The sequence below is a fragment of the Paenibacillus aquistagni genome (genome assembly GCF_900177815.1).
GTDB classification, from domain to species: domain Bacteria; phylum Bacillota; class Bacilli; order Paenibacillales; family Paenibacillaceae; genus Paenibacillus_B; species Paenibacillus_B aquistagni.
In genome coordinates this window covers 550,165-574,055 of the sequence record NZ_FXAZ01000001.1, presented here as the reverse complement: position 1 = coordinate 574,055, position 23,891 = coordinate 550,165, and the positions used below count along the sequence as shown (strand labels likewise).

27 protein-coding genes are annotated in these 23,891 nt (G+C 49.5%); 6 read left to right on the top strand and 21 right to left on the bottom strand.

Annotated elements, in window-relative coordinates:
* Positions 1 to 23 precede the first annotated feature (23 nt).
* The 9 genes from B9Y93_RS02625 to B9Y93_RS02585 form a co-directional block, all read right to left on the bottom strand.
* The gene (locus B9Y93_RS02625) at positions 24 to 575 is read right to left on the bottom strand and encodes a DUF1854 domain-containing protein (RefSeq protein ID WP_085492789.1); all 552 of its coding nucleotides are present in this window, start codon (positions 573 to 575) and stop codon (positions 24 to 26) included.
* Position 576: 1 nt separating this feature from the next.
* Positions 577 to 2,934, bottom strand: coding sequence for an ABC transporter ATP-binding protein (locus tag B9Y93_RS02620; protein WP_085492788.1), 2,358 nt, complete (start codon positions 2,932 to 2,934; stop codon positions 577 to 579).
* Positions 2,935 to 3,383: 449 nt separating this feature from the next.
* Positions 3,384 to 3,911, bottom strand: a complete 528-nt coding sequence (locus tag B9Y93_RS02615; RefSeq protein ID WP_085492787.1) for a GNAT family N-acetyltransferase — start codon at positions 3,909 to 3,911, stop codon at positions 3,384 to 3,386.
* Positions 3,908 to 4,675 carry a DUF4184 family protein gene (locus B9Y93_RS02610; protein WP_085492786.1) on the bottom strand — a complete coding sequence of 256 codons (768 nt, stop codon included), beginning with the start codon at positions 4,673 to 4,675 and terminating at the stop codon, positions 3,908 to 3,910. The genes B9Y93_RS02615 and B9Y93_RS02610 overlap by 4 nt, the downstream gene beginning before the upstream one ends.
* 231 nt (positions 4,676 to 4,906) lie before the next feature.
* On the bottom strand, positions 4,907 to 5,476 hold the full coding sequence (locus B9Y93_RS02605; RefSeq protein ID WP_085492785.1) for a manganese catalase family protein: 570 nt from the start codon (positions 5,474 to 5,476) through the stop codon (positions 4,907 to 4,909).
* Between the two features lie 56 nt (positions 5,477 to 5,532).
* A complete protein-coding gene (locus tag B9Y93_RS02600; protein ID WP_085492784.1) occupies positions 5,533 to 5,802 on the bottom strand; it encodes a spore coat protein CotJB in 270 nt (89 codons plus the stop codon).
* A complete protein-coding gene (locus B9Y93_RS02595) occupies positions 5,799 to 6,044 on the bottom strand; it encodes a spore coat associated protein CotJA (protein ID WP_244903327.1) in 246 nt (81 codons plus the stop codon). Before B9Y93_RS02595 ends, B9Y93_RS02600 begins: the two co-directional genes overlap by 4 nt.
* Positions 6,045 to 6,463: 419 nt before the next feature.
* A complete protein-coding gene (locus B9Y93_RS02590) occupies positions 6,464 to 6,982 on the bottom strand; it encodes a Crp/Fnr family transcriptional regulator (protein WP_085493932.1) in 519 nt (172 codons plus the stop codon).
* A gap of 26 nt (positions 6,983 to 7,008) precedes the next feature.
* Entirely contained in the window at positions 7,009 to 7,290 is a 282-nt protein-coding gene (locus B9Y93_RS02585) for a hypothetical protein (RefSeq protein WP_139829127.1), read from the bottom strand.
* A gap of 275 nt (positions 7,291 to 7,565) precedes the next feature.
* On the opposite strand from B9Y93_RS02585, the gene B9Y93_RS02580 reads away from it, so the two are divergent.
* The 5 genes from B9Y93_RS02580 to B9Y93_RS02560 all read left to right on the top strand — a co-directional run bounded on the left by B9Y93_RS02580 (position 7,566) and on the right by B9Y93_RS02560 (position 10,854).
* Complete coding sequence (locus tag B9Y93_RS02580) at positions 7,566 to 7,958, top strand: YhjD family protein (protein ID WP_085492781.1); 393 nt, start codon at positions 7,566 to 7,568, stop codon at positions 7,956 to 7,958.
* A gap of 115 nt (positions 7,959 to 8,073) precedes the next feature.
* Positions 8,074 to 8,457: a YhjD family protein gene (locus tag B9Y93_RS02575; protein ID WP_085492780.1), complete on the top strand. Its 384-nt coding sequence runs from the start codon at positions 8,074 to 8,076 to the stop codon at positions 8,455 to 8,457.
* Positions 8,454 to 9,704, top strand: a complete 1,251-nt coding sequence (locus tag B9Y93_RS02570; protein WP_085492779.1) for a DNA polymerase IV — start codon at positions 8,454 to 8,456, stop codon at positions 9,702 to 9,704. Before B9Y93_RS02575 ends, B9Y93_RS02570 begins: the two co-directional genes overlap by 4 nt.
* Positions 9,701 to 10,039, top strand: a complete 339-nt coding sequence (locus B9Y93_RS02565) for a YolD-like family protein (protein WP_085492778.1) — start codon at positions 9,701 to 9,703, stop codon at positions 10,037 to 10,039. The genes B9Y93_RS02570 and B9Y93_RS02565 overlap by 4 nt, the downstream gene beginning before the upstream one ends.
* A gap of 119 nt (positions 10,040 to 10,158) precedes the next feature.
* Entirely contained in the window at positions 10,159 to 10,854 is a 696-nt protein-coding gene (locus tag B9Y93_RS02560; RefSeq protein WP_085492777.1) for an SOS response-associated peptidase, read from the top strand.
* 333 nt (positions 10,855 to 11,187) lie between these two features.
* Here the strand turns inward: B9Y93_RS02560 and B9Y93_RS02555 are convergent, their stop codons facing one another.
* From B9Y93_RS02555 to B9Y93_RS02535, 5 genes are all read right to left on the bottom strand, one after another.
* Positions 11,188 to 11,475: a stage VI sporulation protein F gene (locus tag B9Y93_RS02555; protein ID WP_085492776.1), complete on the bottom strand. Its 288-nt coding sequence runs from the start codon at positions 11,473 to 11,475 to the stop codon at positions 11,188 to 11,190.
* A gap of 127 nt (positions 11,476 to 11,602) precedes the next feature.
* Positions 11,603 to 13,651, bottom strand: a complete 2,049-nt coding sequence (gene recG, locus B9Y93_RS02550) for an ATP-dependent DNA helicase RecG (RefSeq protein ID WP_244903267.1) — start codon at positions 13,649 to 13,651, stop codon at positions 11,603 to 11,605.
* A gap of 21 nt (positions 13,652 to 13,672) precedes the next feature.
* The gene (locus B9Y93_RS02545; RefSeq protein ID WP_085492775.1) at positions 13,673 to 14,560 is read right to left on the bottom strand and encodes a DegV family protein; all 888 of its coding nucleotides are present in this window, start codon (positions 14,558 to 14,560) and stop codon (positions 13,673 to 13,675) included.
* Between the two features lie 58 nt (positions 14,561 to 14,618).
* Positions 14,619 to 16,355: a DAK2 domain-containing protein gene (locus B9Y93_RS02540; RefSeq protein ID WP_176228871.1), complete on the bottom strand. Its 1,737-nt coding sequence runs from the start codon at positions 16,353 to 16,355 to the stop codon at positions 14,619 to 14,621.
* Positions 16,356 to 16,409: 54 nt separating this feature from the next.
* Complete coding sequence (locus B9Y93_RS02535) at positions 16,410 to 16,769, bottom strand: Asp23/Gls24 family envelope stress response protein (RefSeq protein ID WP_085492773.1); 360 nt, start codon at positions 16,767 to 16,769, stop codon at positions 16,410 to 16,412.
* A gap of 184 nt (positions 16,770 to 16,953) precedes the next feature.
* Here B9Y93_RS02535 and rpmB point away from each other — a divergent pair, with 184 nt between their 5' ends.
* Complete coding sequence (gene rpmB / locus B9Y93_RS02530; protein WP_085492772.1) at positions 16,954 to 17,142, top strand: 50S ribosomal protein L28; 189 nt, start codon at positions 16,954 to 16,956, stop codon at positions 17,140 to 17,142.
* Between the two features lie 163 nt (positions 17,143 to 17,305).
* Here rpmB and spoVM read toward each other — a convergent pair whose 3' ends face one another.
* The 7 genes from spoVM to rlmN form a co-directional block, all read right to left on the bottom strand.
* Positions 17,306 to 17,386, bottom strand: a complete 81-nt coding sequence (gene spoVM, locus B9Y93_RS02525; protein WP_085492771.1) for a stage V sporulation protein SpoVM — start codon at positions 17,384 to 17,386, stop codon at positions 17,306 to 17,308.
* Between the two features lie 200 nt (positions 17,387 to 17,586).
* Complete coding sequence (locus tag B9Y93_RS02520; protein WP_085492770.1) at positions 17,587 to 17,847, bottom strand: hypothetical protein; 261 nt, start codon at positions 17,845 to 17,847, stop codon at positions 17,587 to 17,589.
* Positions 17,848 to 17,874: 27 nt separating this feature from the next.
* Positions 17,875 to 18,555: a ribulose-phosphate 3-epimerase gene (gene rpe, locus B9Y93_RS02515; RefSeq protein WP_085492769.1), complete on the bottom strand. Its 681-nt coding sequence runs from the start codon at positions 18,553 to 18,555 to the stop codon at positions 17,875 to 17,877.
* Between the two features lies 1 nt (position 18,556).
* A complete protein-coding gene (gene rsgA, locus B9Y93_RS02510; RefSeq protein WP_085492768.1) occupies positions 18,557 to 19,456 on the bottom strand; it encodes a ribosome small subunit-dependent GTPase A in 900 nt (299 codons plus the stop codon).
* Between the two features lie 34 nt (positions 19,457 to 19,490).
* Entirely contained in the window at positions 19,491 to 21,743 is a 2,253-nt protein-coding gene (gene pknB / locus B9Y93_RS02505; protein ID WP_085492767.1) for a Stk1 family PASTA domain-containing Ser/Thr kinase, read from the bottom strand.
* Entirely contained in the window at positions 21,740 to 22,507 is a 768-nt protein-coding gene (locus B9Y93_RS02500; protein WP_085492766.1) for a Stp1/IreP family PP2C-type Ser/Thr phosphatase, read from the bottom strand. The genes pknB and B9Y93_RS02500 overlap by 4 nt, the downstream gene beginning before the upstream one ends.
* 6 nt (positions 22,508 to 22,513) lie before the next feature.
* The gene (gene rlmN, locus B9Y93_RS02495) at positions 22,514 to 23,566 is read right to left on the bottom strand and encodes a dual-specificity RNA methyltransferase RlmN (protein ID WP_085492765.1); all 1,053 of its coding nucleotides are present in this window, start codon (positions 23,564 to 23,566) and stop codon (positions 22,514 to 22,516) included.
* Positions 23,567 to 23,891: the final 325 nt, after the last annotated feature.

Sequence of the window (23,891 nt, the reverse complement as noted above, 5' to 3'; positions counted from 1 at the left end):
TTCTCCTCAGCAGGCGGATTCCTTTATAGGCACATCTCCACCATTCGATATTCCTTTTCGCTTAGCTGATCCAGCCGTTCAATCAAAAAGCGATTGCCATCCACGTCCTGAATAAGCAGCTTCTGATCTGACACGAGCTTCACATTCCCGCCGCCATTGCGAACGGTAAATCGGCATCGTCCCGCTTGTGTCTCTGCCTCCCAGTAGGCGTAGCCGAACTCTTCCTTAATCGCAAGCACCTTGGAAATGACAGGAGCAAAATAACGGATCGCAATCTGCTCCTTAAGAAGCTCCGCCAACTCCGCCGGGAAGTCATCCAATGACTCGATCATGCCCACTTCCTCATTCTCTAGCGTCCGCACCGATATGTACTGATTGCGGTTGGAATGGGGAAAGGAACAGTGAAGGTAGACCGACGGATAGGCCTTGTTCTCCACCGTCACACTGAGCATATTCCCTTTGGTTCGCACAAATCGAGCATTGTGAGGGGTCAAATATTTGATTTTGGCGGCCTCGGCCAAGGATACCGTCCCGTTTGCCGCTCCTTCTCGCTGCACCGTCTCGTCATGCGGCATATCAACCAACTCCTCTCATTTGCAGCGCCTTGTCATGCTTTTGAACCAACTCGTAATACATGCCTTCAAGATGCATCAGTTCATCATGCGTCCCTGCTTCCATCACCTTGCCCTTATCCATCACAATAAGATAGTCGGCGTTGCGAAGCGTAGACAATCGATGCGCGATGGCAATAGTCGTTCGCCCTTGAATGAGCATCTCAAGCGCTTCTTGAATCTGAAGCTCCGTCTCGGTATCCAGCGAAGCAGTTGCTTCATCCAAGATGAGAATCGACGGGTTGTGCAGAATCGCTCTTGCTATCGATAACCTCTGCTTCTCTCCGCCTGATAGGCTGTGGCCGCCTGTGCCGACAATGGTGTCATATCCGTCTGGCAGCTTCTCAATAAAGTCATGTGCTTTGGCAATCTTGGCCGCATGCACAATATCAGCCAGCGTACAGTCTGGATTCGCATACGCAATATTCTCGGCAATCGTTCCCATGAACACATAGGTCTCCTGCGAGACAATGCCAATATGGCTGCGCAGCGTATCGAAGGACAGGTCCCGCACGTCGTGACCATCGATTCGAATCTCGCCTTCATTGACGTCGTATAGCCGCGAAATCAAGTTCACAAGCGTTGATTTCCCTGCGCCTGAGTGCCCGACAACACCGATCATTTGGCCTGGGCGCGCATGCATCGTCACCTGCTTCAGAATCATCTTGTTCGGCTCATAGCCAAATGAGATATCATCGACCTCAATCTCGCCGCGAATCACTTCTAGATGAATAGCATCCTTCTTCTCGCTCACATCCGGCACCGCATCCTGAATCTCAAAGATGCGCTGTGCCGCGGACATGCAGTACGACCACCAGCCTGCAATATTGTTCATAAATTGGATCGGGCCATACAGCATGAAAATGTAATTGATAAACGTCATCAGCACTCCAAAAGTCAGTTCGCCCTGCATGACCTTCGCTCCGCCAAAGGCCCAAATAATCAAGCCTCCAAACTGCGTCAGCATCGTCAAAATCGGAAATACCGTGCTGTTCATCTTATTAAAGTTCTGCTCAGCCCCTGCAAAGGCCATATTGGAATGCTGGAAGCGATCCATCTCCTGCCGCTCCTTGCCGAAGGCCTTAACCACACGCGTTCCCCTTGTCGTGTCGCTGATGATCGCATTCATCACAGCCACACGTCGATGCCTCCGCCATGACAAGCGCCACAGCTTCGGGAATGCCTGACGGATGATAATCATCACAAATGGCATTGGGATAAAGCATAATAAGGTAAGCTTCCAATCCATCAACAGCAAGATGATGACAATACCTACAATATTCATTGCATTGACAATAAAGTAGGAAATCCCGTCCACAAAGAAAAATTGCAGCTCAGTGGCATCATTGTTCACCCTTGTCATCAACTGGCCAGTCTGCTTTTTCTGAAAAAAGCTGAGCGATAAGCGCTGCATCGCCGTAAATACTCCGGACTTCAGGTCAAAGGCCACGTTTGCTCCAAGCCTCGCGTTAATCATGCCGAACAACACACCAAACACAAGCGACAATGTTCGAAATAAAATAATCAAGCCGATCACAAGCGCAATCTGTCCTGCAAAAGGGCCGGTGCCGCCAAGCGCCTGATCAAAAAGCACGGTCCCCTGCAAGTACGGAATGGCAAGTCCCGTTCCTGCGTTAAGCAGCATGAACAGCACAATAAAGACAATCGATACGCGATACTTGCCCGCCAGGCCAAGCAATCTGCTGAAGATCGCATGCTTCTTCATGCACTTTGGGCATACTTTGCGCTCCTGCTGCGGATACAGCATGCCGCAGGTTGGGCAGGTGCCTGCCCCCTTCTCCTCGTCCCGCTCCTCTTTTGAAGCTTCAAGCCTCTTTAGCTTCTCAAATTGCGATACCAGCCTTGTCGCTTTCTTCATCTGGCTGTTGCTGAATGCTGCTAACGTTCGTTCTTCTCCGTTCAAGTCCTTCACGACTAGCAGTCCTGCAGCAACAAGATTGACGATGAAGACGTTCTCAATCTGCTCAGCCGCGAGACACTCTACCTTCCAATCCGGGTCGCGGGAGTATATGCTTTTCTGCACCGTATTGTGCTTGCTGCCCTTGTTCCACCTTGTGATGAATCGCTTGCTCCACTTGTCTTTGTTCGTTACCGCGGTATATCCTGTAAACGTCGTCTCTGTGAGCATCGTCAGCGGATCATGTACAAGAACAAGCTCCTTCTCTGTCAGCAGCACATACGTATGCTGAAAGCCTCCCTTCAGCGTGCGATCACATCGCAGCCAATACTTGATTTCTTCAGGTGCAGGTGCTTGCTCATTTTGCTTTAGCACCTCACAAATGTCATTCGGAATCGTACCCATAGCATCTCCTTTGACATCATCATTTTTTGCTCAGCCGCGCTCATTTCCGCTTCCATTTACACCGTTTATTAACGAACTTCCGCTGCTTAAGTGCACCACTCATCATAGCAAAAACAGGAAATGAGCTCCATGTACTTTTTTAGTCTGCACCTTGGTGATTTGCAGCTTTTTGACCAATTTTCCATCCTCCTGCCTTAAGCATGATGGGAGCTGTCTTCTGCTGCCCTGTGCTTTTTTGTCCAGCAGGCTTGTAGTTTATAAACTCATTCTCTTAGCGTACACCTGCAAAGACCCCAGCGGAACATCCTTGTTTCGTTATAATAAAAAAAGCCAATAATTACACTAAATCGATCTTCTCGGATTAATATCTCTACACAAGGAACAGATAAAGGCCTTGATTATCGGTCGCGAAGCTTCCAAATAATCAAGGCCTTTTAGTTAGGCTCACCTCAGTCGTAAATCGGCCCCGACTCAATACGCCGCCCAACAATGACCAAGTCGCGCTCGACACCATCAAGCTTTGCCACCCTTGGCAGCAGTCCCCACTGTTCAAAGCCATACTTTCTTAACAGCCCCAAACTTGGTTCATTATGGCCAAAGACGAAGCCTACAAGACTATCCAGCTTGAGCCGCGGGCAAGCTTGAAGGGCCTGCTCAACAAGCAGGCTGCCAAGTCCTTGCGAGCGATGCTTCTCGCTGATATATATGCTGATCTCCGCCGTTCCATTATAAGCAGGGCGTCCATAGAAGGATTGGAAGCTGAGCCATGCAGCAACCTCTCCCCCTTGCTTTACAACCCATAACGGTCTATGGTCAGAAGAATGCTCCTCGAACCATTGAAGCTTGCTCTCCACGCTCACAGGCTCCAAGTCTGCCGTTACGCTGCGGCTCGGTATGGTTGAATTGTATATCGCTACAATGGCTGCCAAATCTTCTAATGCTGCGTCTGTAATCTCATAAGCTTGAGCCGCCTTCATTGTCTATTCCTCCTTCCTGCATGTCTATGTCTCATGATCCATGATGCCAGCAAAATGCCAAGCATCGTTCCGGACAAGCTGGCTACAACCGTTATGCCGATTAGATTGCTGCTAGCAGTCAAGATCAGCTTCAATCCCCACACCAGCACAGCGGACAACAGTACGATTGTCCAATAGGCATATTTCTCGCTCGCGCGTATGAATGCCGGCTCCAGGCTGTCAGCTGGAATGCTGCGAAGCACTCTAAGCATCCATAAGCCTAGAATAGCTAGTCCCAGCAGCGACAAGCCATGCTGAAGATATTTATAGATAGGGATGCTTACTATCTCTTCACTAAGCCACGGCCACCGGCGCACAGCTGCTCCTGAAGCATGAGTAAAGCCATCGATCACAACATGGGAATAGAAGCCTAACGCAACAGACAGCAAAAAGACAATCCAATCCCGAATCGACCGAAGTCCCCAAGCATGCTTTTGGACAAGAGCAAAGGCTCTCTGATCAAGCTGCCAGATGGAGGGCAAATGAAGGGCCAGCATCTCCTTCACGATACGATGAAATAAAAAAGCAAACAGCAAACTGAGCGGCACCGCCTCAAGCAGCAGTCCCTTCAAGGTGTGCCCAATATGCTGATACGGCTCCAAAGCAATGAAATATTCGAAGTCTGGCGCCATGCTCCCCAGGATGATTCCCGTCATGCTCATATATCGCTTGAACACCCGCTCAAGGGGAAGCGCATAAGCTGGATGCGCAAAAGTAAACGGCATATCTTCGTCCTCTCCCTTGCAGCAACCTCGTCTGCTGCTTCATTTCATATAAATGATCCCTTATTATAGCAGATGAAAAGCGAAAGCAGCTACTGTTATCATCGACTTCTAAGGCAAGCAGCAGCGCCCGGCAGCACTGCATAAGCTTCGAGCCAAGTTAAAGAGGCCACCCTGTTGCGAAGGCTGACCTCATCCTCTCTAAGCCTATATGCTGCAGCAATCTATCCTGAATTAGAATATTCTTCGCACCGCGCGATCCTCTTTAATAATCTCAACCGCCTCGCGAAAGCGCAAGGAGTGCACAATTTCGCGTTCACGCAAAAATTTCAGGCTGTCCTGCAAATCCACATCGTCCGTCAGATCAATCAGCCATTGATAGGTCGCTCTTGCCTTCTCTTCTGCCGCAATATCCTCGTACAGGTCGGCAAGCGGATCTCCCTTGGCTTGAATGTAGGCCGCTGTCCACGGCACGCCGCCTGCGTTGCTATAGAACAAGGCGCTGTCATGAGCGACGAAGTGCGCGCCAAGTCCGGCCTTTTCAAGCTGCTCAGGCGTCGCATCCTTCGTCAGTTTATATACCATAGTGGCAATCATTTCCAAGTGAGCAAATTCCTCTGTTCCTATATCTGTAAGTAATCCGATCACCTTATCAGGGATCGTGTAGCGCTGATTTAAGTATCGCAAAGCCGCGGCAAGCTCTCCATCCGCACCACCGTATTGTTCCAAGAGCAGCTTCGCCATATGAGGGTCGCACTTGCTTACCCTGACCGGATATTGCAGCTTTTTCTCATACACCCACAAAGCAATTCCTCCTTAATACGCTTGAATGGTAATCCATCACTCCTTCTTGTCGCCCATCAGATCTGCCACGGCCAAGGTGTCTCTGCCCAAGTAAACGGACTTCCTGAAAACCAATGTCCATAATTCATTAACGGCCCATACTGCTCCTGAAAAGCCTGAGCGAGCTTCATTCGCTCGCCTACGTAATGATTGAACTGCTGAATGGCCTGCTGATCGTTCGGATGGGTATCCAAATATAGATTTAGCTCAAGCAGAACAAAGTCCACTTCTTGCAGCTCTCTTAGCCTTTGATGGTATTCAGGTGTACGAAACGGGTGCTCGTTCATTGGGCTCCACCTCCGCGCTGTGGTCGATAAGGGCTGAAGAGGGCCGGCCACAAGGTACCGTAAACTAATGCTTCTGCTGGGGTAAACTGCGGCAAATTGGGAGGCTGAAACGTAATATATTGATTCGGTGGAACCACATACGTCCTCGGCCCTCGTGGAGGACATGGATCATAAAGTCCGCGAAACGGTACATAGCTTCGCTCTTGGTTGTAGCTTTGAGGAACCTCGGCGGCCGCTTGAATCGGCCCTTTGATCGCCTTGGTTTCAGATCTCACTCGCGGTTGATCAGTCTCAGACATCCTGCATTCCTCCTATGCTCTGATGAAGTAAAGAAAGATTCCTTCTTAGCCCCGCATAAATCTTAAGATCAACAAGATTTATCTTCTACAGCCTCCAGCTTCCTGCAGCTTATCACCCGAATAAATTACCCACACTACCAGCCTATGTGCGCGACGGATTGTCCTAGACCTAACATGCGCTGCTTTCCTTTGCACTGGGCATCACGGAAATGGCGGCTTGCTTTCCTTTGCTTCTCTTCCCGTGAATGCTTATCGCGTGTTGTTATGATCCCAGCCATCATTCAGCGGCTCTGCTTGTTAACTGACATTTTGCCCGCAATAAAAAAGCCTGCAATCCATCACGGATTACAGACTTTCAATACTTACATCTGCTCATGGCTGTTCTGCCGCAGGAGGCGATTGACCGTCTCTCTTCTAACGCCAATGAACTGCCCGATCTCTTCTTGCGTCAACAGCTCTGTCACCTGTTCGTACGGAACATAGCCGGTCAGCCACTCTTGAAACAGCCTCAATCGCTCTGCTGGCGTGCCGATCGCCATATAATCAATGCGCTGATGCAAAAAACCGATCTTCTCCTGCAGCAGTCTCGCGATCTCAATCGCTTTATCCTTGTTGTGTTCAAGCTCCTCATACCAGTCCTTTGCGAGGATGCGCTCTACCTTGCATTCCGTCAAGGCTGTCGCTGTGCCGCGATACTCCTGCGGAGAAATCAAGGAATGATGAGGCACAACCTCTCCCGGATACAAAATGTTAAACATCACAACATTGCCATTCTCATGAATGTGGGTCACCTTAAACAGTCCGCTTACAATTCGGTACAAATAAGCGCTCGTATCTCCCTGATGGAAGAGTACCTCACCTTTATGAAGCGTTATTTTCAAGCTCTTCACTCCCTCAAGGTTCACGGTTATCCCTGCTCTATGTATGTGCCTTGCTCCAAATAATGCTTATAAATGCGAAAAAAAAGCCTCATGCCCGCCCAATACTGCGCATCGCTTTGGATCGGCGACAGCCAGTACAAGGCATGATGGAGCGCTTCATCGCTGCCCTCTGACTCTAGCTCCATATAACGCTTCAAATTCAACTCAAACAAGCCCGTAACCGGCTCATCCCCATTCATGCCCTGAAACTCATAGGTAGCCTGTGTGTCTTCCATCGCCACACGCTCAAACGTCAAATTCGTAATCATGAACATCCCCCTATCTCCCATTGACTCCTCGCCCATGTCCAAGTCAATCGGGTTTCCTTTCTAATTAACCTTAGCGTAAACGCTGCCTCTTGAACAACACCCAAAATTATCCTTTACGTAAAATTCTCCTGTACTGCGCTTCATTTCCAGCCCAATCTTTATTTTCCCGGCTTGAAAAACGAATATTTGTTCGGTATATTGAATACAATAAGAACATAAGTTCGTAATCCTTTCATTTCGCATAAAAGGTCCCTTTAGAAAAGGAGATGAACAAGATGACATCTCAAGCCACTTTCCCGTCAGATCCGGCTTCGCGCGCTGCCGATGCCCTGCTTGTCAAGCAATACGTTATTCATTCGCTCGTGATCGACACGCTTAAGCGTGATATGAGCCATCTGACTCAAGCACCGCTTAAGATGACTCATTTATACCTTGCAGCCCTTGAGCAGGCAGAAGAGCAAGCCGCTTTGTCTTCTTCGAAGCTGCGGCGTGAGTGCCGCAGACGGAATATTCACATTCACGAGCAGGAAAGACAGCCCCACGGCATTCGCGTGCACTATTCATGCAAGGGATACGAGCATTCCTTCTATATGCTGCGGGGACTGCTCCGCAGCGAGGTAACTCATTTAATGAGGCATTTCTTGAATTTGGACAACAGCGAGAAATAATTCCCTATTGATACAAGAACGTACGTTCGTGTATATTGAGAATATTGTATAAGCTGCATGTTCAACTAGCTTGCCCATTTATACGTAACTATTGCGAAGGATCGAGGAGATTGTTGTGACAAAGCGAGCGGCACCTTTGGAGACAGAAGAAGATCTTCACCTCATTAAGGAATGCGTATTGCTGCCGATTCTGCTTGATGCATTGGAGCGTGATCTGTCCGTATTAGGGAAGACGCCGCTCAAGATGGGCGCCTTTTACAGCATGCTTCTTCGGCGTGCGCAGGATCAGATTACGATGGATCTTGTTCGCCTGCGCAAGCAGATGCGTGCTCACGGGCTCAAGATCTATGAAGAGCGCAGAACCGAGCTTGGCGTCGAGGCCCATTACCTGTGCCGCGGCTACCATCATAAGTGCTCTATGCTGTGGGGATATGTGCGCGCAGAGCTTCATACGCGCTTGAGCGCTTATTTCAATATGGAATGGCGGGGAACATTATGAATAAGCTACCTGACAAGAAAAACAGGGTCATTATGCTGGCCGACTGCCAATCCTTCTATACAAGCGTGGAGAAGGCGGCTCATCCCGAATACTTCGATCAACCGGTTGTCGTCGCAGGAGATCCGGCGAGAAGATCAGGCATTATCCTCGCCGCCTGTCCTCTGGCGAAGAAGCATGGCATTACGACCGCGGAACGTCTTGGGGAAGCGCTTGGCAAGTGTCCGGATCTTATCGTGATTCGCCCTCGAATGCAGGAATACATTCGGGTCTCTCTTGAGATTACAGCCATTATGCAGACGTACACTGATCTTGTGGAGCCATACAGCATTGACGAGCAATTCTTGGATATTACCGGAAGCCAAGAGCTGTTTGGTCCGCCAGAAGAGATTGCGCGAAGCCTGCAAGAGAAGATTCTAAAGGATACCGGCATCTACATTCGAGTGGGCATTAGCGAGAATAAAGTGCTGGCCAAGATGGCCTGTGACAACTATGCCAAGAAGAAGCCATCCGGCATCTGGACGCTCGCAGCTAACGATATCGAAGCGATGCTGTGGCCGCTTCCCATCCATCAGATGTTCATGGTGGGCTCGCGCATGACAAAACATCTGACCCGCATGGGCATCCATACCATCGGCGACCTGGCCAAGGTTCCTCTGTCACGCCTTCGAGCGAAGTGGGGAGTCAACGGTGAAGTGCTGTGGATGATCGCCAATGGCAAGGATTATTCACCTGTCAAGCCCAACACCCATAACACGCAGAAGGGCATCGGTCATCAGATGACCTTGCCTTACGATTATTGTACACTCGAAGAGATTCGCATTCCACTCCTTGAGCTTACAGAGCTCGTCTGCCAGCGCACCCGCCGCAAAGGCTTTATGGGCTATGTCGTCTCCGTCGGCTGTCGAGGCGCAAACTTTAACAAGAGCACAGGCTTTCACCGCCAGAAGAAGCTAGCAGAACCGACCAATCTCACCAGCGAGGTGTATCAAACGGTGATGTCCTTGTTCACGAAGCACTGGAACGGGGCTCCAATCCGAAGCATCGGTGTCTCTCTAACAGATCTCGTCAGCGATCAGATCGTGCAGTTGGATTTGTTCCACGACCGGGAAAGGGAGCTTGCGCTGGAGAAAGCGGCTGATCAGATTAAGCTCAAGTACGGCAATGCCGCCATCATGAGAGCCTCCTCTCTCCAAGCTGCAGGGCAAGCGCGAGATCGTGCGCAGAAGATTGGAGGTCATTATAAATGAGCAAGAAGCTGGAAGGCAATGGGCTGTTTGAATCTTCACGCATGATGCTGCCTGAACACAAAGAAGCCTTTTTGCATCATCAAGAGCGCATCATCAAGCAAGAACGTCCTAAGCTTGACACTCAGGAGCTTGAATACTTGTCCATGATGATTGCCCATTCCATGCAGGAGCAGGCGCCTATTGTACTCACCCTGTTCGATGAGATTGAGAACAAGCAAGTCACAGGCACCATTATTCAGATTGACCCTGCGCGAAGAGCCGTTCGGCTGCAGCAAAGCGAGGAGAAGCGTTGGATTCCGGCAGCCGACATTATTCAGGCATCGTCGCAGCGCTAGCCCCTCCAGCCTGATATGCATTCAAGGCGTCTAGCATGCCGCGCCAGCAATTAGGCAGCTTGTCTTGCTTATGCTACAATCGAACTAGTCTTTAGTTCGGAGCAAGAGGAGGAGCAACGATGTGCGGACGGTATACGTTAACTGTAACCTGGGAGGAACTGCTCATTTACTATTCGCTTGAGGAGAGCCCGCTGCCTTTTCATCAGCCCAGATACAATGTAGCGCCCAGCCAAGTCATGCCGGCGCTTATTCATGACGGACAGAAGCGGCGAATAGGACCGCTGCGTTGGGGTCTCATCCCTTCATGGGCTAAAGATGAGAGGATCGCCTATCGCACTATTAATGCAAGAGCAGAGACCCTTCTTGACAAGCCTGCCTTCAGGCAATCCTTTCAGCGCAAGCGCTGCATCATTCCCGCAGACAGCTTCTACGAATGGAAGCTTATCGATAAGAAGAATAAGCAGCCGATGCGAATTGTTCCAGGGCAGGGCAGGCTTTTTCATATGGCGGGCTTGTATGACACATGGGTGCACCCCGTAGATGGCGCAAAGATCAGCACCTTCACCATCATTACAACGACCCCTAACAAAAAGATGGAAACGATTCACGATCGGATGCCTGTGCTGCTCCCCGCAGAGCATATCGACACATGGCTAAAGCGCGACAACAGCGATGTACGACAGCTTCAAGCGCTGCTGAAGCCGGCACCGGATGAGTGGTTGGACATGTATCCTGTCAGCAGCGAGGTGGGACGTGTGCATCATGACAGTCCAGCCTGTATCGCAGCGATTGATGATCCCCCGATTTTGTTCTAATGTGCTGACAAGCGTCAATGGGGATTTTATTTTCATAAATGAAAAAGCTCATAAGTGAAATGAATCAGCAGAAGTGAGCACCTGCAGGAGTGATAGCGCCTAGCCAACAGGAGTAAGAGATAGTTTGCTCAGTCTTAAGCAAATTCTCAATTCTTATCATTACTGCGTTTTTCCCTTCAATAAGCCAAAAGCGCGAAGCCGTTCAATACGAACGCTCCGCGCTTTTTTATACTACATCATCGGAGGCTTGCCTTCCTCATCCTGAGACAAAGCCACTCCTATGAATGGCTGCACAAGCAGCCTCAATGTCCATCTTTATTCAACGACTGTCATCTAGCGAAACATTCCCCACAGCTTGATAAGATGAAACGTATTATTCGGATCAATCTTCTGAGCAATGACGAATTGCACCAACTGCGTCTCTTGTGTATCCGTTAATGGCTCATGAAGAACCTTGGCCGCTTGACGAACAAGCCGCCGGACAATTGCTCGATCCTGCAAATCATGCTTGGTAACCCCATCAATCAAGCGCTTGATCTTCTCCTTCGTGGTTGGGTTACGCATCTTCGTCTTGACCCGTTCTACAAGCTGTGGACTAATGCCATACTTCACATAAGACATCGCAAGCACACCTCCGGCACAAATGTAGACTTGCGAAGTGCTTCAGTAAGGATCTGAACTCTACCGAAAAGCGCAAGTCATCTCCGTTTGTACCATTGTATGCGAAAGTGCTTGTCCCATATCACGCCTAATCCAAGAGCTCTCCTTGAAACAGCTGCTCCTGCTTAAGCATGTCATGCAGCGGGCGGTATTCAGCCGTCGTCCAGAAGTTTTCCATTCCAATCAATTCGGCTGCATCTTCTCTTGCCTGCTCCAGCACCGCAAAGTCACTCGCCATATCAGCAAGCTTGAACTCAGGAAGTCCACTCTGCTTCGTGCCAAAGAAATCGCCCGGTCCTCGAAGCTCAAGATCGCGCTGAGACAGCTCGAAGCCGTCCTCCGTCTCCGTCATGATGCGCATCCGCTCTTTGCCGACCTCCGACTTCGGATCAGCGATCAGCACGCAGTAAGACTGATGCTCGCCTCGACCTACACGCCCTCTCAACTGGTGAAGCTGAGACAGTCCAAAGCGTTCTGCATCCATAATGATCATCAGCGTGGAATTAGGCACATCAACCCCAACCTCAATAACGGTCGTGGAGACCAGCAAGTGGGTGCTGCCTGAGCTGAAAGCACGCATCGCCTCATCCTTCTCCGCTGCACTCATCCGTCCATGCAGCAATCCGACGCTAAGATTAGGGAAAGCCTGCTGCATTTGGACATGGACATCAATCGCATTTTGCACATCCAGCTTGTCCGATTCCTCAATAAGCGGACAGATCATATACGCCTGTCTGCCTTGATCCACCTCGCGGCGGATAAATCCGAGCACACGCTCCAGCATCTCATGCTTGACCCAGTAGGTCTTAATCGGCTTCCGACCTGCAGGCCGATCCTTGATCGAAGTGACATCCATATCTCCAAACGCCGTAATAGCGAGCGTTCTTGGGATTGGCGTCGCCGTCATGAGCAGAACATCTGGATTCATGCCTTTGCGTCGAAGAATACTGCGCTGGTTGACGCCAAAGCGATGCTGCTCATCCGTTACAACAAGCCCCAGCCGCTTAAAGAAGACATCCTCTTGGATCAATGCATGGGTGCCGACAAGAATGTCAATAGCGCCCATCTGAAGCCCAGCAAGAACATCCTTGCGCTTGCGTCCAGTTACACTGCCTGTCAGCAATGCAATCTGAATGCCATGAGGCTCAAAGAGCTTCATAAGCGAGCGCATATGCTGCTCGGCAAGAATCTCCGTTGGCACCATGAGCGCTCCTTGATACCCAGAACACACAGATGCATACAAAGCGATCGCAGAGACAACGGTCTTACCAGAACCTACGTCTCCTTGAAGCAAACGATTCATGCAATAAGGTGAGCGCATATCTGCCAAGATGTCTGTCACCGCCCCTTTTTGGCCATCGGTGAGCTCAAATGGAAGAGAGCGTACGAATTCTTTAACTTGGGTATTCGATGCCTCATGAGCAACACCATCTGCCCGCTCTCGATTGAGAGCGCGAAAGGCGTGGAGCTTTAGCTGAAAGAGCAGCAGCTCCTCATACACCATTCTTCTTCGAGCTTGCTTGCCTGCTTGCGCATCTTGAGGATTATGCAATGCCGCAATGGCCTGCTTCCTAGGCATTAACCGATAGCGGCGCATAAGCTCCGCGGGCAGAACCTCAGATATGGTCTCTGAGAATTGCAGCATCGCCTGCGCAATCGTCTTGCGCATCCAGTTCTGCGTAATCTTGCCTCGAACAGAGTATACAGGCTGCAGCGTATCCTTGCGCATCGCGCCACGATCTGCGAACTCAGAGGTCGCGACTGTAATTTGAAGGCGGCGCTGATCCCACTTGCCAGTCACCACCACATCGCGTCCTTGCGTCAGCTGCTCACGCATATAAGGACGGTTAAACCATGTCGCGCTCACGAGCCATTCCTCAACCATAATGCGTACAGTCACTTTTGATTTCTTGCCAAAGCGCTGCACGACTGGAGTGCTTACAATGCGTCCTTCAATCGTTATCTTCTCGCCATCCTTCACCTCGTCAAGGCGGCGCACATGAAAATCTTCATATCGATACGGGAAATATAAAAGCAAATCAGCGACCGTAGAAATGCCAAAGGCGTGAAGTTCTTGCTGCTTGGCAGCACTCACGCCTTTGACCATCGTAACTGGAATTGAGTTATAATCAATCATTTTCGTTTATCTTTAGAGCCTCTACTGCGTCTCTGGAATAGGCTCTCCGTCTGGTCCGACAGCCGGCCACATGAACACGGCAGCTACACCGAGCCCCACATGAGTGCCAATGACTGCCCCAATGCGGGTGTGCATGAGAGACTTAATATCCAGATGAGTTTTCAATGCCGCAACCACAGGTTCAGTCGCCGCAAGGCTGTCTGTATAGCCAACAGCTACATGGACAGGAACATCCTTGAAATCCTGCTCCAACATATCCACGATTCGCTGAACTGCCTTCTTCGAGCCTCTAACCTTCTCCACCGAATACACTTCACCTTCGGCATCAATGGAAAGAATCGGCTTGATGTTAAGCAAAGTTCCAAACAAGGCTGCCGCTTTCCCGATACGGCCTCCTTTTTGCAAATACTCAAGGGAATCAACCAAGAAGAACAGCTTCCGGTGCTCCTGCATCCACTGAATCGCCTCAAGAATCTCTTCTTTGGTCTTCCCATCTTGTGCCATCTTCGCTGCGAGTACAACAAAGCTGCCGAAGCCATATGATGCAGACTTGGAGTCTACAATCGTAATATCGCTTGCTTCTTCCATCATGCTCTTGGCCAGCATAGCGGACTGATAGGTGCCGCTGAATGCAGACGACAGATGGATCGAAATAATGGGCGTATCTGGCTCCTCGTTCAACCGATTGAATACATCTAAAAACTCTACAGGTGACGGCTGAGACGTTGTCGGCAGCTTTGGCGACTCGACAAGCTTCTGATAGAATTGATCCGCATCAATGGTTACTGCGTCCTGATACATTTCATGACCAAAATGAACCTTAAGCGGCACCATCTCAATCCCATAGCGTTCGCGCAGTTCAACCGGGATGTCAGCCGTACTGTCCGTCACGATTCGAACTTGTGCCATATCATGGCCTCCCCATCACAACATTTGTGAGTGATCTTACGAGTGATCTAACCTAAAATTATTCTACAGAAATAATATAGGAATAAATCGGTTGCCCTCCAGTATGAACCTCGACTTCAACGTCAGGGTGATGCTCCTCGACCCACTCGACAAGCGAAGCCGTCTCGTCTTCCTTCGCATCTTCACCCGTCAAGATCGTAATAATCTCTCCGCCTGTCTCGAGCATCTTCGATAAGAGCTGCTCACAGGTCTCGGTGAGCTCTTCTGTCGTAGCCACAATCTTGCCGCCGAAGATTCCAATGAAGTTGCCTGCCTTGATCTCTAAATCATCAAACTGAGTATCACGCACCGCGTACGTAACCTGTCCAGATTTGACATGAGCGACTGCCTCTTGCATCGTTTCCACATTCGTCTCAAGAGATTCCTCCTCTTGGAAGGCAAACGCAGCGGCAATTCCTTGCGGAATCGTCTTCGTCTCAAGCACCGTCACATCACGTTCAACAATCTCAGCAGCTTGTTTAGCCGCCATGATAATGTTGGAATTGTTCGGCAGAATAATAATATGCTGTGCAGAGATTGTCTCAATCGCTTCAATAAAATCCTGCGTGCTCGGGTTCATGGTCTGGCCGCCCGAGAGCACCACATCCACACCAAGGCTTTGGTAAATATCCTTGATTCCATCTCCCATCGCTACCGCAATAAAGCCGTAAGCCGCAATCTCATCAGCTGGCGGCTCAGCATTCTCGTTATGCAGGCTGAGGGATTCCTCATGCGGCATCTCGGCAAATACTTCTGCCGGCGCGGATTCGCCATCCTGATCGGAAGACTCCTCATGCTCGCCATGGAGAAGTTCGCGATGCTGCTCACGCATATTCAAGATGTGCATCCGAGTCAATTCCCCATAAGCCATCGCAAGGTCAAATACCTCGCCTGGACGTCTGGAGTGCACATGCACTTTGACGATCTCGTCGTCTGCAATGAGAATAATCGAATCTCCGTTCTTTGATAGCGCTTTCTCGAACTCCTCTTCGTTATACGGCTTACCCGTTCCGCTTGTGAGATCGATAAAAAATTCCATATCATACAGGAATTCAATGTCTTCAGTATGAAGCTTCGCTTGTGCAGATTGATTCGCGTCGAGCTGCTTTACTCGATCCGCAATAAGAGCAGCCTGCTCATCCTTCGAATCGCGAGTCTCTCTTGTGGTCTGTGTTGCGCCCGACTCTAGGAAACGAAGGAAACCTTCATAAATATATACGAGCCCTTGCCCGCCAGAATCCACGACACCTACTTGCTTAAGCACAGGCAGAAGTTCTGGTGTGTGCTGCAGCGATTCATTCGCCTTGGCAAGCACCTCGCGAACCAGTTCCTGAATATCAGGCGTGCGGCGAGCAATATGTACGGCATGCTTCGCTGCATCCTTCGCTACCGTCAGGATTGTTCCTTCAACAGGCTTAACGACCGCCTTATATGCCGTATCTACTCCACTTTGAAGCGCATGGGCGAATTGCACCGCATTTACTTCATCAAGACCAGCAACACCACGGCTGAAGCCACGGAATAATTGGGACAGAATAACCCCAGAGTTCCCGCGAGCCCCCATTAAAAGGCCCTTTGACAGGATCTCTGCTGTCTTCGAGATAGAGGCTGACCGTTTGTCCTTTATCTCCTTGACACCTGCCGTCATCGTCAGATTCATATTCGTGCCCGTATCCCCATCTGGTACCGGAAACACATTCAAGGCATTCACGTGGTCGACATGGCTGTGGAGCGAGTCTGCTCCGCTCAGTACCATATTCGCAAATTGTGTTCCATTCAAAGAACGCATATTCAAAGAAAATTCCCCTTCCTAGCTTAATACACGAACGTCCTGCACAAAGATATTAACTTGCTCGACATTAAGGCCGACTATTTCGTTCAATACGTACTTGACCTTAACTTGAATGTTGTGCGCAACTTCAGATATCTTGGTACCGTAGCTTACAATAATATATAAATCGATGTGCAGCGCATCTTGGACACGGCGAACTTCGACACCGCGTGACAGATTCTCACGACCGAGTAGTTCGGCAATGCCATCTTTCAGTTGCTTGCGCGAAGCCATGCCCACAAGACCGTAAACTTCCATTGCAGCTGAACCTGCAATTACGGAGATTACGTCTTCTGAAATGTTCACATTTCCCTGTTCTAGTTTGAGTTCAATGGCCATGGTTCGTTCACTCCTCTTTTCGAGTATTATGGACTAGATACCATTGTACTATAAGAGCATTGAGAAATAAACAGCCATCACAAACAAAGTTATGGATTCTGTTGACTACTTAAAATAGGCTATGGTATGATATTGGAGTATTTGATTGGTTGTACCGGTTGTTTAGGGATAAGGAGGTGTAGGTATGGCTCGCAAATGTTTTATCACGGGTAAAGGTCCTGGTTCAGGCAACCACCGTTCACACGCGAATAACAAATCTCGCCGCTCTTGGGGCGTTAACGTGCAAAAAGTACGCATCTTGGTTGATGGAAAACCAAAACGTGTTTACGTGAGCACACGCGCATTAAAAGCAGGTAAATTGACTCGCGTATAATACTTAGACTTATACAAAAAGCACCTGAATTCAGGTGCTTTTTTGCTTGCCGAAACCCGTATAATCACTTTCAATAGAAGAGCCATGTCGAACGGATGCCGCACATTGCGGGTTTATATCATATAGGATGGAAGGGCCGGATTCAGCATAGTGGGCCGCCGCATTAGTTCTTGTTGAAAGTGTTTAAGATCGCCTTAACAAACCCTCCAAGAAACTTAGGCAGCTTAAACGTATAAAACTTCATCTTCCACCCTCCTCATTCTAGTCATTTATGGTTAACGAAAATTGGTACGACGATCCCCTCCAACTTCACTGCATCACGAAGCAGCCAAGCCGGGCTTACAGGAAATAAAAAAGGCTACATGAGACCCTGCTCATGTAACCATCATATGCAAACCTTCCCATGCCTATGTCTGTCCCAGCTTATAATAGCTTATCTTCACCCTAGAGCTTAGACTGCATATCCACCGTATAAATATAGAAGCTCATCATCAATATGAAGAGCAGAAAATATACAATAACCAACAGCACAAATGCAATGCGCATGCCCCGCGTCTGATACTTGCGGAAATATAAAATGGCAAGCAGCAGCGCCCCTACAGAACATAGGATATTAAAGGGAGTCTGAACAAAGGCATACATCCCAATGAGCGTTCCGACAGCGAAGCTCCAAAAGCCCGCAAGCAACGCACTTTTCCAATTCATGACCTCTCTCCTCTCCTTCAGCAGGCACTAGCTGCTGGCTGCAGAACGAATCGCTTCAATAGCGGCCTTGCGATCAGGAGTACCAAATACTGCACTGCCTGCAACAAGCACGTCTGCTCCAGCTCGAACCACCGAAGCGGCTGTTGCTGAGCTGATCCCTCCATCAACTTCAATGTGAAGCTTCGCGTGCCCGACTTGATCCGCCAGCTCGCGCAGCCGCCGCACCTTATCAATGCCCCGCTCAATAAAGCGTTGTCCTCCGAAGCCTGGATTGACCGTCATAATAAGAGCTAGATCAAGATCAGCAATCACCTCTTCAATTGCACTTAACGGGGTATGAGGATTAAGTGCAACGCCTGCTTGAGCACCCGCTTCCTTGATCTGATAAACAACACGATGCAAATGAGGACATGCTTCTGCATGCACCGTAATCAGATCAGCGCCTGCTTTGGCAAAGTCATTCACATACTTTTCTGGCTCCACAATCATGAGATGAGCGTCGAGGAGCAAGGAGGTGTGCTGCTTCACCGCATCTACAGCCAGTGGACCAAAGGTCAGGTTCGGAACGAAGCGCCCATCCATCGCGTCAATATGTATCCAATCTGCTCCCCCACGCTCCGCATCCTTCACTTCTTCTCCTAAGCGAGCAAAATCGGCTGATAGAATGGATGGAGCGATCTTGACCGTTCGTGTTTGATTTGAATTCATCTTAATACCTCCGCTTCTTCTCTTTCATCTCCTCTAGAAAGAGCGCATAATGCTCATAGCGTGAGGCCGCTATGTCGCCTGCTTCAAGCGCTTCCTTCACCTGACAGCCCGGCTCATGCGTATGCGTGCAGCCTCTAAACTTGCATTGCTCGGATAGAGCCTTGAATTCTCGGAAGCAATCGCTTAGCTGTTCCACACCAAGCTCCAAAAAGTCAAGTTGGCTGAATCCGGGCGTGTCTGCAATATAACCTCCTCGCGGCAGCTCCAAGAGCTCCACATGACGGGTCGTATGCTTGCCTCGTCCAAGGCGATGGCTGATCATATTGGTCTCAAGCATGGCACCCGGGATCATTGTATTGAGAAGCGATGACTTCCCAACACCAGACTGTCCGGCAAAAACGCTGATCTCATGTGAGAGCAGCTCAAACAAGGCCTCATACCCGGACTTCTGCTTCGAGCTTGTAATGACAACGGGATACCCTATGCTGCGATAAAGTGCAGCGGAGGCCTCAACCTCATCTTGCTTCGCCGCATCCTCAAGCAAATCCCACTTGGTCAAAACAATAACGACCTCTAGACCAGCATGCTCAATGTGGACAAGAAACTTATCCAACAGCTGCAAGTTGAAGTCTGGCTCCAGCACTGAAAAAGTCAGCAGCACCAAGCCTACATTCGCAATAGGCGGACGAATGAGCGAGGAAGAACGAGGCTTAATCTCCTCCACCGTCCCCTCGCCATTATCCGTCATTGAAAATAAGACACGATCCCCGACAAGCGGGGATTCGCCTCTCTTTTTGAATATTCCTCTAGCACGGCATTGTACAACTTCCGTCATTTGCTGCCCATCTGGGCGAACATAATAGTAGCCGCTTAATGCTTTCACAATTAAACCTTCAGGCATTCCTTATCCTCCATCATCTGATGTCATGTTGAGGTCATGCTCCGCCGTTCTCTGTCACAGCGTCGCCTTCTCCCCCTTGTCCTTCTGAGGATGATCCTTCTTCGGCTCCTTGCCCGTTTCCTTGTTCAGGTGCTTGTGTGGATTCTTGCCCTGGCCTGGCGCCTGTCTCCTCTGCCCCAGGCGTGGGCACCGTTCCTTGCTTCGCATCGGTATAAGTGACAGGATACGTATCTAAAAACTGACCATCGCGATATACTGACACTACCCCATCTTTGTTAGGAGCAAGCACAAGCTCGATGTTGAATACTTGCGTGGACGAAATCTTGCGTGTATCCCACTCTTGGTTCTCGCCTCTTGCATCGGTATATACAATGCGGATGGTGCTCTGCTTGCCATTCTCGGCAGGAGACACCGGCAGGCTAAAGACATAATTCAATGCCTCTGGCGGGTAACCAGAGCTTATATAGAGCTTAACTTCCTCGCCTTTTTTGACTTGGTCATTGGGTTCAAACGGGAACTGCTTAATAACCTTGCCCTTCGGTTGAACAAAACTTGCTTCTTCGATGATGCCATCCTTCGCCAGCTTAAGCTCCAGCTTATCTAGCGCGGCCTGCGCTTCTTCCTTCGTCAGCCCCACTAGATTCGGCATGCCAAACGACTCTTGGCCTTTGCTTACATGAAGCATAATCGTATCCTTCTTCGGATCGATGGCTTGACCTGCGTTAGGACTCATCGACACCACATGTCCTTCCTCCACCTGATCGTCATATACGGGCTTCTGCAAGATCTGCGTGCTGTCAAAGCCCATCGCAATCAACTGCTTGACCGCCTCATTGAATTCCAAGCCGACCAGCTCAGGCAAAGGCTTATTCGGTTCACCCTCACTCACATAGAGCTTAATGCTTGAGCCCTCTTTCACTGTCGTGCCTGCCGCTTTGCTCTGCTTGAACACAACCCCCGGCTCAAAGCCCTCTTTTGGTTCGCGAATAATCGGGTCCTCCACTGTGATCTGTAGCGCATCCAGCTTCTGAACCGCCTCTTCTTCCGTCAGCTTCACAAGGTCAGGCAATACGACCTCGCCAACGCTAAGCAAGCTCTTCACATAGAAGACGACGCCAATCATAATGCCTAGAAATACGAGCGTGCTCGTAATCCATATCGTCGGCTTCACCCATTTCTTCTTTGGCGGCGTATGGTTCATATGCTGGCGATCACGAGACGGAACACTGCGATAATCCGGTCTTTCCCCGCCATTCTCTGTCCGGGAATGCGAAGAATGATTGGCCCCTGCCATCGGAGCGCCAGACGGACTGCGCCCTTCTCTTCTTCTCTCCACGATATCATCATACTCCTCTTCGTCCTCATACGTCTCCTTCGACGGTACATCACGAATAGCAGGCATCACTCTCGTCTCCTGTTCATCGTCATAGGCCGGCTTCGTAAACGTAATCTTTGACTCATAAGCGCGCTGCGGCGACAAGCAAGTCTCTAACTCATTAAGCATTTCCTTAGCGGATTGATATCGCTCTGAAGGATTTTTGCGCATCGACTTCAAAATGACATTTTCCACGCTTTGCGGAATATGAGGATTGACCACTCTAGGCTCTTCGAACGGTTCTTGCAAATGCTTAAGCGCAACGCTGATCGGGCTCTCCCCAAGAAACGGCAGGTTGCCGGTAAGCATCTGATACAGCACAATGCCAAGCGAATACAAGTCAGACTTCTCTCCTGTCGAGATGCCCTTCGCATGCTCAGGCGAGAAATAATGGACCGAGCCAATCACAGAACCTGTCTGCGTGATGGTAGAAGAGGTTACTGCCCGCGCAATTCCAAAGTCCGTAACCTTCACTCTGCCGTTATTGCCGATCAAAATATTATGCGGCTTAATATCGCGATGAATAATATGGTTCTGATGCGCGTGATCGAGCGCATCACAGATCTGAGTCGCAATGCGAACAGCCTCTTCCACCTGCAGCGGCGCACGCTCTTTAATAATTTCATTGAGATTATGGCCTTCAATATATTCCATGACGATATAATGAATGTCGTCTTCTTGTCCGACATCGTAGATACTCACAACATTTGGATGCGACAAAGAGGCTGCCGATTGCGCCTCGCGGCGGAACCGCTTAATGAACTCCTCATCATGAACAAATTGCTGACGCAGCACCTTTACAGCGACATAACGGTTCAACAATACATCAAGCGCCTTATACACAAGCGCCATCCCGCCGCCGCCTACCTGTGCGATCATTTCATACCTTCCGGCCAACGTCGTTCCAATCAATCGTCACACCCCACTTTCTTGATGCCAGGCTCCTGTCCCTGCACAAGCACAACGGTTACATTGTCATCGCCCCCGGCATCAATCGCACGAGCAATCAAGCGATCTGCAATAACCGTTAACGGCAAGGATGGATCGATCGTAATCGTCCAGATCGTGGAGTCATCAATCATACGTGTTAAGCCGTCGCTGCACAACAGCAGCACCTCATCATTCTTAAGCGACCATTCCACGGTATCCACCTGCACATCCTCATCTGTGCCGAGTGCACGAATAAGTACATTTCGGCGCGGGTGCGTCTCCGCTTCTTCCGCTGTGATCTGTCCATTTCGCACCAATTCGTGGACAAGGGAATGGTCTTCTGTCAGCTGCCTGATCGCATTGCGGCTTACGACATAAGCTCGGCTATCACCGATATGACCAATAATCACCTCTTGCTGATAAGCAAGGGCTGCAACAACGGTCGTTCCCATATGATTATACTTCTCATCCTGTGAAGCAATGTGAAATATCGTATCATTCGCTCGAAGAATCGCCTGCTCAAGCGAGGATCTTCGCTCTTTGGCATCAAGCTCAGCAGGCAGGGCTGACAATTCTCTCACAATCGTCTCCACTGCCAATCGGCTTGCTACATCGCCAGCTTGATGTCCTCCCATGCCGTCGGCAACAACAGCAATCGTATAACCGTTGTCGAGCGTCTCCGAATAAGCGCGATCTTCATTAACTGCACGGACTCGTCCTACATCCGAGCGGTGTACAGCATTCATCTTTCATCACCTCGCATTAGACTCCAAATGCTTCGCACGCAGCTGACCGCAAGCTGCTGCAATATCATGGCCCTGCTCACGGCGGATCGTGGCGTTGATGCCGCGATCAATTAGAGCGTTATAGAACTTAAAGATTTCATTTTTTGGTGTGCGAACATAATCGCGCTCTGGCACATAGTTGACTGGAATCAGATTCACATGTGCGAGCATGTCCATGCGTATTAATACCTCTGCCAATTCCTCCGCGTGCTCGACTTGGTCATTCACCCCGCCAATCAGAGCATACTCAAATGTAATGCGGCGCCCTGTCTTCTCTTGATAGAATTTAAGAGCCTTCATCACATCTTCGAATGGGAAGCGGCGATTCACGGGCATCAGCTTAGAGCGCAGCTTGTCGTTAGGAGCGTGAATGGAAATCGCAAGATTAATCTGTGTATTCTCCTCAGCAAATTTATAGATGCTTGGCACGATTCCACTTGTCGAGACAGTAATATGGCGCTGTCCAATATTCAGTCCCTTCTCATGTATCATAATGCGGAGAAAGTTCATTGTAGCTTCATAATTCTCAAATGGTTCACCAGTACCCATAATAACGATACTGCTCACACGCTCATTCGTTTCATCCAATATTTTCTGAGCGGCCACCACCTGAGCGACAATCTCGCCAGCAGTCAGGTTGCGCTTCAATCCTCCAAGCGTGGATGCGCAGAATGTACAGCCGACACGGCAGCCAACCTGTGTGGTCACACAGACGCTGTTGCCATAGTTGTGCTTCATCACAACCGTCTCAATTGCATGGTCATCATGCAGTCCAAACAAGAACTTGATCGTTCCATCTGACGATTTCATATGGGTAATTTCCTTCAAGGTTACAAACTGAAAGCTATCGTTCAGCTTGGTACGAAGCGACTTCGACAGATTCGTCATGTTTTCAAAATCCGTCACGCGCTTCACGTAGATCCAGTCAAAGATTTGCCCGGCGCGAAAGGCTGGCTCTCCCTGCTCCTTTACCCATGTCTGCAATTCTTCTAACGTATAATCGTATATAAAGGGTTTCATCTGTTTGCCTCACTACCTGTTCTGTTATTTATATCATTGCATGCGATGCGGACTTGTCGTGATGCAGCCGCATTCGATTTATTTTACCACAAATGACAACTCAGCATAACCGCCCCCCTATAGTTATTCCCATTCTACCGTCTATTCTATCGTTCTAGCTTCTGCTACCTCATGTTTATGGTCAAAAAAGAAGCCGTATGAGCAGTTCTATAAGACGTACACCATGCAAAATGGGAATTTGCCGTTCCGATGATCTCATGATCTAAAGGAACGAGGTAAACTTATCTGCCGCCGCATACTTGTTCATCATTCTTCAGTAAGTATG

What these genes read in the sequence shown, in the direction of transcription:
- B9Y93_RS02600 (WP_085492784.1), bottom strand. Translation starts at nt 5,802, where the DNA reads ATGAACGAGCACCCGTTTCGTACACCTGAATACCATCAAAGGCTAAGA.
- B9Y93_RS02500 (WP_085492766.1), bottom strand. Translation starts at nt 22,507, where the DNA reads ATGAATGCTGTACACCGCTCGGATGTAGGACGAGTCCGTGCAGTTAAT.
- B9Y93_RS02560 (WP_085492777.1), top strand. Translation starts at nt 10,159, where the DNA reads ATGTGCGGACGGTATACGTTAACTGTAACCTGGGAGGAACTGCTCATT.
- B9Y93_RS02585 (WP_139829127.1), bottom strand. Translation starts at nt 7,290, where the DNA reads ATGATTACGAATTTGACGTTTGAGCGTGTGGCGATGGAAGACACACAG.
- B9Y93_RS02535 (WP_085492773.1), bottom strand. Translation starts at nt 16,769, where the DNA reads ATGGCCATTGAACTCAAACTAGAACAGGGAAATGTGAACATTTCAGAA.
- B9Y93_RS02545 (WP_085492775.1), bottom strand. Translation starts at nt 14,560, where the DNA reads ATGGCACAAGTTCGAATCGTGACGGACAGTACGGCTGACATCCCGGTT.
- B9Y93_RS02610 (WP_085492786.1), bottom strand. Translation starts at nt 4,675, where the DNA reads ATGCCGTTTACTTTTGCGCATCCAGCTTATGCGCTTCCCCTTGAGCGG.
- B9Y93_RS02580 (WP_085492781.1), top strand. Translation starts at nt 7,566, where the DNA reads ATGACATCTCAAGCCACTTTCCCGTCAGATCCGGCTTCGCGCGCTGCC.
- B9Y93_RS02520 (WP_085492770.1), bottom strand. Translation starts at nt 17,847, where the DNA reads ATGAATTGGAAAAGTGCGTTGCTTGCGGGCTTTTGGAGCTTCGCTGTC.
- rpmB (WP_085492772.1), top strand. Translation starts at nt 16,954, where the DNA reads ATGGCTCGCAAATGTTTTATCACGGGTAAAGGTCCTGGTTCAGGCAAC.
- B9Y93_RS02565 (WP_085492778.1), top strand. Translation starts at nt 9,701, where the DNA reads ATGAGCAAGAAGCTGGAAGGCAATGGGCTGTTTGAATCTTCACGCATG.
- B9Y93_RS02540 (WP_176228871.1), bottom strand. Translation starts at nt 16,355, where the DNA reads ATGGTACTGAGCGGAGCAGACTCGCTCCACAGCCATGTCGACCACGTG.
- rpe (WP_085492769.1), bottom strand. Translation starts at nt 18,555, where the DNA reads ATGAATTCAAATCAAACACGAACGGTCAAGATCGCTCCATCCATTCTA.
- recG (WP_244903267.1), bottom strand. Translation starts at nt 13,651, where the DNA reads ATGATTGATTATAACTCAATTCCAGTTACGATGGTCAAAGGCGTGAGT.
- B9Y93_RS02615 (WP_085492787.1), bottom strand. Translation starts at nt 3,911, where the DNA reads ATGAAGGCGGCTCAAGCTTATGAGATTACAGACGCAGCATTAGAAGAT.
- B9Y93_RS02625 (WP_085492789.1), bottom strand. Translation starts at nt 575, where the DNA reads ATGCCGCATGACGAGACGGTGCAGCGAGAAGGAGCGGCAAACGGGACG.
- spoVM (WP_085492771.1), bottom strand. Translation starts at nt 17,386, where the DNA reads ATGAAGTTTTATACGTTTAAGCTGCCTAAGTTTCTTGGAGGGTTTGTT.
- B9Y93_RS02555 (WP_085492776.1), bottom strand. Translation starts at nt 11,475, where the DNA reads ATGTCTTATGTGAAGTATGGCATTAGTCCACAGCTTGTAGAACGGGTC.
- rlmN (WP_085492765.1), bottom strand. Translation starts at nt 23,566, where the DNA reads ATGAAACCCTTTATATACGATTATACGTTAGAAGAATTGCAGACATGG.
- B9Y93_RS02620 (WP_085492788.1), bottom strand. Translation starts at nt 2,934, where the DNA reads ATGGGTACGATTCCGAATGACATTTGTGAGGTGCTAAAGCAAAATGAG.
- B9Y93_RS02570 (WP_085492779.1), top strand. Translation starts at nt 8,454, where the DNA reads ATGAATAAGCTACCTGACAAGAAAAACAGGGTCATTATGCTGGCCGAC.
- rsgA (WP_085492768.1), bottom strand. Translation starts at nt 19,456, where the DNA reads ATGCCTGAAGGTTTAATTGTGAAAGCATTAAGCGGCTACTATTATGTT.